General features: G+C 69.1%; 12 protein-coding genes. 8 read left to right on the forward strand and 4 right to left on the reverse strand.

Annotated features, from left to right (window positions below; all coding sequences use genetic code 11):
* Window position 1 precedes the first annotated feature (1 nt).
* Window positions 2-1,105: a D-alanine--D-alanine ligase family protein gene (locus ACIA8C_RS27950; protein WP_397139725.1), complete on the forward strand. Its 1,104-nt coding sequence runs from the start codon at window positions 2-4 to the stop codon at window positions 1,103-1,105.
* Window positions 1,106-1,108: 3 nt separating this feature from the next.
* Here ACIA8C_RS27950 and ACIA8C_RS27955 read toward each other — a convergent pair whose 3' ends face one another.
* Window positions 1,109-1,795 carry a DUF3515 domain-containing protein gene (locus ACIA8C_RS27955; protein WP_397139727.1) on the reverse strand — a complete coding sequence of 229 codons (687 nt, stop codon included), beginning with the start codon at window positions 1,793-1,795 and terminating at the stop codon, window positions 1,109-1,111.
* A 175-nt stretch (window positions 1,796-1,970) separates the two neighbouring features.
* Here ACIA8C_RS27955 and ACIA8C_RS27960 point away from each other — a divergent pair, with 175 nt between their 5' ends.
* From ACIA8C_RS27960 to ACIA8C_RS27975, 4 genes are all read left to right on the forward strand, one after another.
* Window positions 1,971-2,942: a thiamine-phosphate kinase gene (locus ACIA8C_RS27960; protein ID WP_397139729.1), complete on the forward strand. Its 972-nt coding sequence runs from the start codon at window positions 1,971-1,973 to the stop codon at window positions 2,940-2,942.
* Between the two features lie 11 nt (window positions 2,943-2,953).
* The gene (locus tag ACIA8C_RS27965) at window positions 2,954-3,637 is read left to right on the forward strand and encodes a uracil-DNA glycosylase (RefSeq protein ID WP_397139731.1); all 684 of its coding nucleotides are present in this window, start codon (window positions 2,954-2,956) and stop codon (window positions 3,635-3,637) included.
* Between the two features lie 54 nt (window positions 3,638-3,691).
* Entirely contained in the window at window positions 3,692-3,967 is a 276-nt protein-coding gene (locus ACIA8C_RS27970; RefSeq protein ID WP_397139733.1) for a hypothetical protein, read from the forward strand.
* Between the two features lie 61 nt (window positions 3,968-4,028).
* A complete protein-coding gene (locus ACIA8C_RS27975; protein ID WP_397139735.1) occupies window positions 4,029-4,934 on the forward strand; it encodes an alpha/beta fold hydrolase in 906 nt (301 codons plus the stop codon).
* A 1-nt stretch (window position 4,935) separates the two neighbouring features.
* On the opposite strand, the gene ACIA8C_RS27980 is transcribed toward ACIA8C_RS27975, so the two are convergent.
* The 3 genes from ACIA8C_RS27980 to rpmB form a co-directional block, all read right to left on the reverse strand.
* Window positions 4,936-5,715: an enoyl-CoA hydratase/isomerase family protein gene (locus ACIA8C_RS27980; RefSeq protein WP_397139737.1), complete on the reverse strand. Its 780-nt coding sequence runs from the start codon at window positions 5,713-5,715 to the stop codon at window positions 4,936-4,938.
* 62 nt (window positions 5,716-5,777) lie between these two features.
* Window positions 5,778-6,281, reverse strand: a complete 504-nt coding sequence (locus ACIA8C_RS27985; RefSeq protein ID WP_397139739.1) for a GNAT family N-acetyltransferase — start codon at window positions 6,279-6,281, stop codon at window positions 5,778-5,780.
* Window positions 6,282-6,365: 84 nt separating this feature from the next.
* Window positions 6,366-6,557 carry a 50S ribosomal protein L28 gene (rpmB, locus tag ACIA8C_RS27990; protein ID WP_011210730.1) on the reverse strand — a complete coding sequence of 64 codons (192 nt, stop codon included), beginning with the start codon at window positions 6,555-6,557 and terminating at the stop codon, window positions 6,366-6,368.
* 295 nt (window positions 6,558-6,852) lie between these two features.
* Here rpmB and ACIA8C_RS27995 point away from each other — a divergent pair, with 295 nt between their 5' ends.
* The 3 genes from ACIA8C_RS27995 to ACIA8C_RS28005 all read left to right on the forward strand — a co-directional run bounded on the left by ACIA8C_RS27995 (window position 6,853) and on the right by ACIA8C_RS28005 (window position 11,815).
* Entirely contained in the window at window positions 6,853-8,502 is a 1,650-nt protein-coding gene (locus ACIA8C_RS27995; RefSeq protein WP_397140273.1) for a DAK2 domain-containing protein, read from the forward strand.
* A complete protein-coding gene (gene recG / locus ACIA8C_RS28000) occupies window positions 8,503-10,785 on the forward strand; it encodes an ATP-dependent DNA helicase RecG (protein WP_397139741.1) in 2,283 nt (760 codons plus the stop codon).
* Between the two features lie 91 nt (window positions 10,786-10,876).
* Entirely contained in the window at window positions 10,877-11,815 is a 939-nt protein-coding gene (locus ACIA8C_RS28005) for an LLM class flavin-dependent oxidoreductase (RefSeq protein WP_397139743.1), read from the forward strand.

Here is an 11,815-nt window from a genome sequence, read left to right on the forward strand (position 1 = left end):
CATGACGAAGCGGATCCGGGTGGCTGTAGTTTTCGGCGGGCGGAGCAATGAGCATGCCGTCTCCTGCGTGTCGGCGGGCAGCGTGCTGCCGAACCTGGATCCGGAGAAGTACGACGTGGTGCCGATCGGCATCAGCACCGAAGGAGCCTGGGTGCTGGCCGATTCCAACATCGCCGCCCTCGGTTTCCGCGATCGCACCTTGCCGTCGGTGGACGGCACCGGCACCGCGTTGACCATGACCGCCGGGCCGGGCGGATCGGGTGCGCTTGTCGCACTCGACGATCCCGGCGCCGCCCTCGGCTCGGTCGATGTGGTGTTCCCGCTGCTGCACGGACCCTTCGGTGAGGACGGCACCCTGCAGGGCATGCTGGAACTCGCCGGTGTGCCTTACGTCGGCGCTGGCGTGCTGGCCAGCGCGGCAGGCATGGACAAGGAGTTCACCAAGAAACTCCTTGCGGCCGAAGGCTTGCCGGTCGGTCAGCAGGTGGTGCTGCGGCCCGGCACCGCGACGGTGAGCGAGGCGGACCGGGCCCGGCTCGGGCTGCCCGCGTTCGTGAAGCCCGCGCGCGGGGGGTCGTCGATCGGGATCACGAAGGTCGACGACTGGGCCGAATTGGACGCGGCCATCGCGACCGCCCGTGCGCACGACCCGAAGGTGATCGTCGAGGCGGGCATCGTCGGCCGCGAAGTCGAGTGCGGTGTACTGGAATTCCCGGACGGTCGAGTGGAAGCCAGTGTGCTGTCGGAGATTCGGATGCCGGAGGAAGGCTCCGCCGCCGCCAACCCGGAGTTCTACGACTTCGAGACCAAATACCTCGACGACGTCTGCGAATTCGATGTGCCCGCGAAGCTGGACGACGACGTCTCCGACAATGTCCGAGAACTCGCGGTCCGGGCGTTCCGCGCGCTGGACTGTCAGGGCCTGGCCCGCGTCGACTTCTTCATCACCGCCGACGGCCCGGTGATCAACGAGATCAACACCATGCCCGGTTTCACGCCGATCTCCCAGTACCCGCGGATGTGGGAAGCCACCGGCATCGACTACCGGGACCTGGTGTCCATCTTGATCGACACGGCTCTGGCGCGCGGTACCGGACTTCGCTAGGTCTCAGTTGGGCAGCGGGCCCGGGTCGAGCGGCTTGGCGGGCAGGTTCGCGGTGATGGTGTCGGAGACCGCCTGGAGCGGGGTGGGGCCGGAGCCGTCGGGAACGGTCAGCGCGATGTAGGTCTCGCGGTCGACGGCGAACCAGGTGCTCGCCTTGGCGGCTTGGTCGCGGGCCTCGAACCACTGGACGCCGTTCACGATCTGCAGGGCCGAGGCGCGGTTGAACTCGAGCGGGCGGTCCAGGCCGCAGCGCAGCACGATCGGGTCGCCGCCGTCGGTGTGCTGCCAGGCGCGGGTCGCCGGTGGGGAGGGTTCCACCAGGGTGGATTTGGTGTACTCGCCGAGTTCGGTGGGCAGCGCGGGGAGCAGGTTGGTGCAGGCCGGGCCGTCCGCGGCGGGGGCCGGGACGGGGCCGAGGACCAGCGGTTCGCGTTCGACCGGGGCGTTGCGGGCGAAGATCGCGATCACCAGCACGGCGACGACCAGGGCGACCGGCAATGCCACGGCGGTCGCGATGAGCGCGGGCGAGTGCTGGCGCGCGGCCGAGTCGGCGCCGCCCGCCGCGGTGCCGGTGTCCGAGTTAGCGGATTCGGTGTCCGACGGACTGTCCGCGGGCGTGCTGCTCGCCGCCTCGGCGACCTGTCCCGTCGTGTCCTTCGCCGAATCGTGGTCCGACGATTCCGCCGCCATGCTCACCGATCCTTCCTATTGCGCTGATCGGGCGGTCGGTGGCCGCGCAAACGCGGCGGTGCCGTGACCGGCCCGATAGCAGTCGATTGCCCTGAAAAGGGTACCTTCGGGTCGATTCCAGCCAGCAGCGCGTCTGAGAGGACCGGTCATCAGCGAGCACACGGGACCAAGGACGGTGCGTGAACTGGGGGAGTTCGCGCTGATCGAGCGGATCAACCGCGGGCGGGTCCAAGCGCCGGGTGTGCTGCTCGGCCCCGGCGACGACGCCGCGCTGGTCGCCGCGCCCGACGGCCGGTTCGTGGTCACCACCGACATGCTCGTGCAGGACCGGCATTTCCGCCTCGACTGGTCGAGTCCGGAGGACATCGGCCGCAAGGCGATCGCGCAGAACGCGGCCGACGTGGTCGCGATGGGCGCGTGGCCGAGTGCGTTCGTGGTGGCACTCGGCTGCCCGGCCGACACCGCGCTGGCGGTGATCGACGGCCTGACCGACGGAATGTGGGCCGAGGCGACCCGGGCCGGTGCCTCCATCGCGGGTGGCGATCTGGTGCGCAGCCGCGACCTCGTCATCTCGGTCACCGCGTTCGGCGACCTGCGTGGCCGCCCGGCCATCACGAGAGCCGGTGCGCGCGTGGGGGACACGGTTGCCGTCGCGGGCCGCCTCGGCTGGTCGGCCGCGGGCCTCGCGATGCTGACCGCGGGCGCTGAATCCGACGACTTTGCCGAAGCGCTTGCCGCGCACCGGGTCCCGCAGCCGCCGTATTCGGCGGTGTTGAACGAGCACACCGAGACGGGGTTGAACGCACTCACCGATGTATCCGACGGGCTATTAGCGGACCTCGGCCATATCGCCGAATTATCCGGTGTCGCTATTGATCTCGATTTGTCCGTATTGCACGACCGGGCACTGGAGCGCCTCGCCGCTCGCATGGATGCCGATGCGGCGCAATGGATTCTGACCGGCGGCGAGGATCACGCGTTCGCAGGCACCTGGTCGGCGGGGTGTGACCTGCCCGCGGGCTGGCTGCCGATCGGCCGCGTGTCCGCCGGTCACGGCGTCACGGTCGACGGCGCGGCGCGTTCGGGCAGTGCCGGGTGGGAATCGTTCGGTGGGGCGGACTCGGCGGTCGCGAGCGAACCACGATAAGTTGTGCGGTCATGGGCGCGAAACCACTGTCGGAAATAATGGATCCGGGATGGGCGAAGGCACTCGAGTCGGTGGCGGAACGGATTTCCGCCATGGGCGAGTTCCTGCGCGAGGAGAACGCGGCGGGCCGTGGCTATCTACCTGCCGGTGAGAACGTGCTACGCGCCTTCCAGCGCCCCTTCGACGCGGTGCGCGTGCTGGTCGTCGGCCAGGACCCGTATCCGACCCCTGGTCACGCGATGGGCCTGAGTTTCTCTGTCGCGCCGAATGTTTCGCCTGTTCCGCGCAGCCTGGCGAACATCTTCGCCGAGTACACCAAGGATCTCGGCCACCCGACGCCGTCCTGCGGCGACCTGAGCCCCTGGTCGGATCAGGGCGTGCTGATGCTGAACAGGGTGCTCACCGTTGCGCCCGGCCAGCCCGCCTCCCATCGCGGCAAAGGCTGGGAAGCGGTGACCGAACAGGCCATTCGCGCGCTGGTCGCGCGGGACGAGCCGCTGGTCGCGATCCTCTGGGGCCGCGACGCGGCCACCCTCAAGCCGACCCTGGTCGAGGCCGAGGTCCCCTATATCGAGTCCGCGCATCCCTCGCCGCTGTCGGCGTCGCGCGGTTTCTTCGGTTCCCGCCCGTTTTCCCGAGTGAACGAACTGCTCGACGAGCTGGGTGCCGAACCCGTTGACTGGCGCCTGCCCTGAGCCGGCGTCTGTGTGTGAGTTACCTAGATTGATTTTCGAGTGAGGAGCTTTTCCATGCCCAAGACCACCGTCGGCGTATTGCGCGGCACCACAGCCACCCTGGCCCTCTGCGCCGCTCTCGCGGGTGGCGCCGCGACCGCGAACGCCTCGGGGCTGCCGCTGGAGCAGGCCACGGACACCACCTCGGCACCGGCCGCCGGTACCTCGTCGACGCAGATCGGCGAGGAATTCACCTCCAACGGCTCCTCCACCATCTCCTCCTCGGTCAACGCCAAGGTGGCCTGCCTGCTGCAGCGCACCCTCAGCGCGTCCGGTAAGTGGGACTGCTGAGCCTGACCCGTTCGGGAGGCTCGGCTGCGAACCGTAACCGGTTCTATGCGATCCTCGGTTTGTGAGTAATGCGAACAATCTTCTCGAGCCGACGCCCGGGGACTTACCCACCCCGCCGGCTTCGCCGGCTGCCGTCCCCCTGCGGCTGCGCGGCTCGGGTGGGCTCGAACTGGCCGCCGACCAGTTCGGCCCGGTCGACGGTCCGCTCGTCGTCTTCCTGCACGGCGGCGGGCAGACCAGGCACTCGTGGAAACAGACCGGCGCGAAGCTCGGCGCCGCGGGCATGCGCGTGGTCACGCTGGACGCGCGCGGGCACGGCGACAGCGCGTGGTCCGAGGACGGCGACTACCGCCGCGACACCATGGTGCGCGACCTGCTCCTAGTGCTCGAACAGCTCGGTGCGCCCGCCGTCGTGGTCGGGGCGAGCATGGGCGGCATCACCGGCCTGCTCGCCACCGTCGCCCCCGGCGGCGAGGCGATCAGCGCGCTGGTGCTCGTCGATATCGTCACCAGGCCGGAAAAGGCCGGTGTCGCGCGGGTGATCGACTTTCTCGGCAAGCACCGCGACGGCTTCGACAGCCTCGAGCAGGTGGCCGACGCCGTCGCCGAATACCTGCCGCACCGGCCTCGTCCGAAGAACACCGACGGCCTGCTACGCAACCTGCGCGAGCGGGACGGCCGCTGGTATTGGCACTGGGACCCGGACATGCTGTCCGGCCGGGTCGAGGACGCGTCGGAGATGACCGATCAGCTGGAGGCCGCGGCGCGCAAGCTGACGATTCCGGTGCTGCTGGTGCGCGGCTTGCAGTCGGACGTGGTGAGTTCCGAAGGCGCCGCGGCGTTTCAGGAGTTGGTGCCGCACATGCAGCTGGTCGAGATCGGCGGTGCGGCCCACACCGCGGCCGGTGACGACAACGACTCCTTCACCGACGCGGTCGCGAAGTTCGTCTTGCAAACCAATCAGTGAGCTACGCGTAGTTGGGCTTGCGCTTCTCCACGAAAGCGTCGACGCCCTCGCGACCGGTCGCGCCGTTGGCGGCCGCCGCGATCGCGTCACGTTCGCGGTCGAGCTGATCGCCGAGCGCCGTCGAAGCCGACTGTGCCAGTAGACCTTTGATGCTCGCATAGGTGGAACGTGGTCCGGCGGCGAGGGTTCGGGCCAGGTTCAGCGCCTCGGACTGTACTGCGTCGTCGGCGACCAGCCTGCTGAGGATGCCGAGCCGCACCGCCTCGTCGGCGTCCAAAACCGCGTCGGTGAGCAGGATTTCGCGGGCCCGGCCGAGTCCGACGATGCGCGGCAGCGTCCAGGACATGCCACCGTCGGGGCTGAGGCCGATGCCCGGGTAGGCCGGGCGCAGCTTGGTGCTCGGCCCGCCGAGTGCGATGTCCGCGGCGCAGACCAGGCTCATTCCGGCGCCCGCCGCCCAGCCCTGGACGCCGACCACGACCGGGACCGTCGTGGCGTCGAGCGCGCGCACGAAGTGGTGCAGATCCGTTGCCAGGCCGTAGATGTGGGCGGCCCGATCGGCCGCGGCCGCGAAGCCGCGCACATTGCCGCCCGCGCAGAAGTTCGCGCCGGTGCCGGTCAGCAGCACCGCGCCGACCTCGGAGCCGAGCGAGCGCAGCGCGGCGGTGCCCGCGACGATCCCGCCGAAGTCCATGGACGTGCCGTTGGCGGCGGTCGCGATGGTGATCTGCAGGACGCCGTCGACGGAGGTCACGTACCCGGCTTGCTCGGTGGAGGTCATGATCAAGCACCTTAGCGGGTGGATATGTACGGCTCGGACGGGTGCGCGCTAGCCCTGCTCCGTCATACCGCGCCGGGCTCGCGCACCATTTTGATCTCGATCGACGGCGAGAAGGCCTCGACTCTGCTCGTGCCGTCCGGTGCGAAACCGTGCTTGCGGTAGAAGGCCACCGCGCGTGAGTTCTGCTCGAATACCCACAGCGAGTACGGCTTCGACGGATCGAGCACGGTGTGCAGTAACTCGTGCGCGAGGCCGGTGCCGTACCACGGCGAACGAACGTACAGCGCGTAGAGCTGATGGGCGGGCACCGGCGGATCGTCGCGCGTCTCGCCCGCGCTGGCGAAGCCGACTACTTGGGTACCGGCCAGGGCCACCCAGGTGCGTCCGGGGTACTCGACCCGGTTGCGCTCCCATTGCTCGGCTCGCCGCTCGACGTCGAAGGCGTCAAGTACGTGCGCGGGAACCAGCTCGCGGTAGGCCTCCCGCCAGCAGGCAATGTGGCATTCGGCGAGCGGGTAGGTGTGCTCGGCCGCAAGCGGAGCGATGCGCCAGTCGGGCTCGGTCATCCTTGCCTATCGATGACTACGCCCCGGACCACCCGTGAGGGTGCCGGGGCGTGCGTCGGTCTCGTACAGGTCAGCCGTGGCGAATCAGCCGCGGACGACCTTGCCCGCCTTGAGGCAGGAGGTGCACACGTTCATGCGACGGGTGTTACCCGGCGCAACCTGGGCGCGAACGGTCTGGATGTTCGGGTTCCAGCGACGGTTGGTGCGCCGGTGCGAGTGCGAGACCGACTTCCCGAAGCCGGGGCCCTTGGCGCAGACGTCGCAGACGGCAGCCATAGTCGCGAACTCCTTCATGTCATGTGGAGGACCGTCGCCCGCGGGCAACATGTCCGGAAACAATGTTTGACGTACCCCTGCCGACAGACATCGGCCAGCGCAAACCGGCAACGGCCACGCGAGGCAACCCTGCAAGGGTAGCTGGACCGCCCCCGATCCACCAAACCGGGTGCGCCGCGGACCTTGCTGGCACCAGAGGCGGGTACCACCAGTATGTCGGTCGCGCCCGCTAACCTTGCGGGCGGTGCAGGTGGCGACGATCAAAGGGGTGACGGTGCCCGGAGTGCGGGATGTGATGGACGGCACGGCGCTGCTGCGCTGGGGCCGAGCCTGCCTCGACGGTTTGGCGAACCGGCGCGAGGAGATCAACGCACTCAATGTCTTCCCCATCCCGGACGCGGACACCGGCACCAACCTGCTGGCCACGATGCGCGCGGCGATGGACGCCGCGGCGGCTCGTGGTCCGGTGGCGGCATTGTCGGCGCACGACGTCGCCGCCGCGCTGGCGCGGGGCGCGACCAGCGGCGCGCGGGGCAACTCCGGCATCATCCTGTCGCAGGTGCTGCGGGGCATTGCCGAGGCGGTCCGGAGCGAACCGCTCACCGCCGGCACCCTGCGTGATGGGTTGAACCGCGCCTCGGTCCTGGTCCGCGAGGCGTTGAGCGAGCCGATCGAGGGCACCATCCTCACTGTTCTCGACTGCGCGGCCGCCAGCGCGGCATCGTGTCCGGATACCTCGCTCGCCGGGGTGGCGCTGGCGGCGGCCGACGGTGCCGCCAAGGCACTCGGCGATACACCGTCTCAGCTGGGTGTGCTGCGCGAGGCGGGGGTCGTCGACGCGGGCGCGCGCGGGCTCGTGGTGCTGCTGGACAGCCTGGTCGCGGTCACTTTCGGCGAGATCCCCGCCCGGCCGGAATACACCCCGTGTGAGCCAGGCGCCGTGCGGCCCGCCGAGGACAATCGCGAAACCGGCTCGGCGGAACCGCGATACGAGGTGATGTATCTGCTCGCCGACACCGACCAGGAGCGGATGGCGCGGTTACGCGCGCGCCTCACCGAGCTCGGCGACTCGGTGGTGGTCGTCGGCGACGGCGAAGACTGCTGGTCCGCCCACGTGCACTGCGCGGACGCGGGTGCCGCCGTGGAAGCCGGTCTCGCCGCCGGAAAGCTCAGTGGGATCCGCATCGAGAGCTTCGCACTGACCGGACGCGAGACGCCGCACGACATGACCTCCGGTCATCTCGTCACGCACACCACCATGGACTCCGCGAAGGAAGTCGACGGACCCGCCGACCGCGGGATTCTGGCGGTGGCGGCCGGTGCCGGTGCGGCCGAGCTGTTCGAGGACGCAGGCGCGGTGGTGCTCGCCGGTGACGGCGCGGTGACCGCGGCCGACCTGCTCGCCGCGATCCGCGCCATGCCGAACCGCGAGGTGCTCGTCCTGCCCAACGGCGCGTTACCCGCGCACGACCTGGTCGCCGTCGGTGTCGCCGCCCGTGACGCGCACCGTGACGTGCTCCTGCTGCCGAGCGGATCCATGGTGCAGGGGCTCGCGGCGCTTGCCGTGCACGATCGCGGCCGGATCGCCGTCGACGACGCCTTCGCCATGTCCGAAGCGGCCGCGACCACCCGGTGGGGGTCGCTGCGCGCCGCACCGGAACGGGCGCTCACCATGGTCGGCACCTGCGAAGCGGGCGACGGACTCGGCCTGGTCGGCCAGGATGTCGTAGTGATCGACCATGATGTGCGCGCGGCCGGACGCACGCTGCTGGACCGGATGCTCGCGTTCGGCGGCGAACTGGTCACCCTGCTGATGGGTGCGGCGGCGCCCGGCGGCCTGGCCGGCGAACTTGCCGCACACATCGGCGAAAGCTTTCCCGGCGTGGAGGTCACCGTGTATTCCGGTGGGCAGCACGGGGATCTGGTGCAGATCGGAGTGGAGTAGATGGCGACCCTGAGTGACCGGCTCGACCATGTTCTCGGCGTGAAGGCGGCGGGCTCGCTGGTCGACGCGTTCGACATGCACACGGTGGAGGATCTGCTCCGGCACTATCCGCTGCGCTACGCGACGCAGGGTCAGCCGCTCACCGAGGAAGAGCCGGAAGACGGTACGCACATCACCGTGATCGGCCGGATCACCAAGGCCGAGCTGCGGCCGATGCGCAACCGGCGCGGTTCGCTGCTGAAAGTGGTGCTGGACACCGGTTCCGGCACGGGCCGCGGCGTCGACGTGACCTTCTTCAACGGGGACAAGGTGAAATACGTTGTCCGGGAAGGTCTTCGGGCGATGATGTCGGGCACCGTCAACTACTGGCGGCCCGGCCAGTGGAACCTGAACCATCCGGGCTATCTGATCCTGCCGGAGAACGACGACGAGACGGTCGGCGCGGTGAAAACCGTGCGCGGCGGCGGTGCGCTGCGCGGGCTCGCGCAAAGCGCGAAAGGCGCTGAGGGCGTGGACACCTCGTTCATGGAGCGGGAGTTCATCCCGGTGTACCCGGCCACCGCGAAGGTGCAGAGCTGGGACGTGCTCGCCTGCGTGCGACAGGTGCTCGATCAGCTGGACCCGATCGACGATCCGCTGCCGGACGCGATCAGAAACGACCGTTCGCTGATGAAGATCTCCGACGCGCTGCGCCTGATCCACCTGCCGGAGCACAAGGCCGACATCGAGCAGGCGCAGCAGCGTTTGCGTTTCGACGAGGCGCTGGCGTTGCAGCTGGTGCTCGCCGAACGCCGCCACGAGGTGTCCGGCCGGGCCGCGCGTTCGTGCCCGCCGCGACCGGACGGCATCGCCGCCGAGTTCGAGAAGCGCCTGCCCTTCGAGCTGACCGCGGGCCAGCGGCAGGTGATCTCGGAGATCTCCGCGGACATGTCGCGCACCCATCCGATGCACCGCCTGCTGCAGGGCGAGGTCGGCTCCGGCAAGACCATCGTCGCGTTGCAGGCGATGCTGCAGATCGTCGACGCGGGGCAGCAGTGCGCGCTGCTCGCGCCGACGGAAGTTCTTGCCGCCCAGCACTATCGGTCGCTGCGCAAGATGCTTGGCGACCTCGGCAACGCCGGTGAGCTCGGCGCGGGCGACAAGTCGACCAAGGTGGTGCTGGTCACCGGTTCGATGTCGACCGCGACGAAGAAGGCCGCGCTGCTGGAGGCGATGACCGGCGAGGCGGGCATCGTGATCGGCACGCACGCGCTGATCCAGGACAACGTGGAGTTCTTCGACCTCGGCATGGTCGTCGTCGACGAACAGCACCGGTTCGGCGTCGAGCAGCGGGATGCGTTGCGCGCCAAGGCGAAAGCGGGCACCAGCCCGCACCTTCTGGTGATGACCGCCACGCCGATCCCGCGCACCATCGCCATGACCACCCTCGGTGACCTGGAGACCTCGACGCTCACCGAACTGCCGAGGGGGCGTTCGCCGATCACGTCCAAAGTCGTGCCGCGCAAGCAGCATCCGAACTGGGTCGATCGGGCTTGGGAGCGCATCGTGGAGGAGGTCAAGGCCGGTCGGCAGGCCTACGTGGTGTGCTCACGCATCGGTGACGACGAGGAGGCCGCGGGCAAGACCCGCAACGGCAAGTCGAAGGCGGCCGAGCCCGAAAAGGAAGGCCCGACAACGCAGGCCGCGCTCGACGTCTTCGAGATGCTGAGCGCGGGTCCGCTGTCCGAGCTGCGCGTCGGCCTCCTGCACGGCAGGCTGCCCGCGGACGAAAAAGATCAGGTGATGCGCGCGTTCAACGACGGCTCCGTCGATGTGCTCGTCTGTACCACCGTCGTCGAGGTCGGCGTGGACGTGCCGAACGCGACCGTCATGGTGATCGTGGACGCCGACCGCTTCGGCGTGAGCCAGCTGCATCAGCTGCGTGGCCGGATCGGTCGTGGCAAGCATCCCGGCTTGTGCCTGCTGGTCACCGATTCCGCGCCCAACGGTTCGGCGATGGCGCGGCTGGACGCGGTCGCCGCCACCACCGACGGCTTCGAACTCGCCGTACTCGACCTGCGCACCCGCCGCGAGGGCGACGTGCTCGGTGCGGCTCAGTCCGGCACCGCCCGCTCGCTGAAGCTGCTATCGCTGCTCGACGACCTCGAAGTCATCACCGCCGCACAGGAACTCGCCCGCGAGCTGGTCGAGGCCGATCCCGGCCTGAAGAAACACCCCGGCTTGGCAAGCATGATGCACGCCGCGGTCGACTCCGAGCGGCTGGAGTACCTGGCCAAGTCGTAACCGGCTGGCCGCCAATCGGGTCAGGAGATCGAACTTGTCGATTACCTGCCGGGTAATCGACACAGCTCACCGCACACGTGACGATCAACGGATGGTCGAGGTCGGAATACTGTTGCCGAGCAGAGAAACCGCGATGATCGGGCGGCACGATGCGTCGGGGGTGGTGCGTCTCGCGAAAATCGCCGAAGATGCCGGATTCGAATCGGTGTGGACCGGTGATTCGCCGCTGGCGCGCACCAGGGTCGATCCGCTGACGCTGCTGGCGGCTGTCGCGGCCGCGACCGGCCGTATTCGCGTGGGTACTGCGGCATGGACCGCGACGTTGCGCCATCCACTGCTCGGCGCGCACCAGGCGGCGACCGTCGATCAGCTTGGTCCTGGCAGGCTCATGCTCGGTCTCGGCGCCGGATTTCCGTTGCCGGAGAGCCGGGCCGAGTTCGCCGCGATCGGTGTCCCGTTCGACGAACGCGTCGGTCGCTTGGACGAGACGGTGCGAATCTGGCGCGCGGCCTGGGCCGGCGCATCTGACTTCACCGGAAAGTATTGGCAGATAGACGATCTGGCCCGCGCGCTGCCGACCTCGACGCCGGGTGGACCACCGCTCTGGCTAGCGGGCAGTGACACCCCGAAGGTGCTGGCCAGGGTCGCTCGCCACTACGACGGTTGGCTGCCGTACCTCCCGGACCCGGCCGCGTATGCCCGTGCCTGGGAAACGATTCAGCGGCAAGCGACCCGCGCGGTGACCCCCGCGATGTACGCGACGATCGTGCTCGACACCGACGCGGCGCGGGCGCGGGCCGAGCTGGAAGGCTATGTACGCCAGTACTACCGCCGATCGCTGGCGGAAATGTCCACCATCCAAGCCTATTTCGGCGGCACCGCCGAGGCATGCGCCGACTGGCTGACTCGATACCTGGACGCGGGCGCGACCCACTTCATCCTGCGTCTCGGATCTTTGGACGTACACCGGCAACTCGACCTGGTCGCCGAAAACCTGCTGCCCGCCTTACGCTCTCGCGTCGCAGCCTGA

Origin of the sequence: Nocardia sp. NPDC051321, from assembly GCF_044455225.1 — a bacterium.
In the GTDB taxonomy this organism is placed as follows: domain Bacteria; phylum Actinomycetota; class Actinomycetes; order Mycobacteriales; family Mycobacteriaceae; genus Nocardia.

Coding starts and splice junctions, on each gene's coding strand:
- ACIA8C_RS27985 (WP_397139739.1), bottom strand. CDS start 6,281: ATGACCGAGCCCGACTGGCGCATCGCTCCGCTTGCGGCCGAGCACACC.
- ACIA8C_RS27965 (WP_397139731.1), top strand. CDS start 2,954: ATGGGCGCGAAACCACTGTCGGAAATAATGGATCCGGGATGGGCGAAG.
- rpmB (WP_011210730.1), bottom strand. CDS start 6,557: ATGGCTGCCGTCTGCGACGTCTGCGCCAAGGGCCCCGGCTTCGGGAAG.
- ACIA8C_RS28005 (WP_397139743.1), top strand. CDS start 10,877: ATGGTCGAGGTCGGAATACTGTTGCCGAGCAGAGAAACCGCGATGATC.
- ACIA8C_RS27955 (WP_397139727.1), bottom strand. CDS start 1,795: ATGGCGGCGGAATCGTCGGACCACGATTCGGCGAAGGACACGACGGGA.
- ACIA8C_RS27995 (WP_397140273.1), top strand. CDS start 6,853: ATGGACGGCACGGCGCTGCTGCGCTGGGGCCGAGCCTGCCTCGACGGT.
- ACIA8C_RS27950 (WP_397139725.1), top strand. CDS start 2: ATGACGAAGCGGATCCGGGTGGCTGTAGTTTTCGGCGGGCGGAGCAAT.
- ACIA8C_RS27980 (WP_397139737.1), bottom strand. CDS start 5,715: ATGACCTCCACCGAGCAAGCCGGGTACGTGACCTCCGTCGACGGCGTC.
- ACIA8C_RS27970 (WP_397139733.1), top strand. CDS start 3,692: ATGCCCAAGACCACCGTCGGCGTATTGCGCGGCACCACAGCCACCCTG.
- recG (WP_397139741.1), top strand. CDS start 8,503: ATGGCGACCCTGAGTGACCGGCTCGACCATGTTCTCGGCGTGAAGGCG.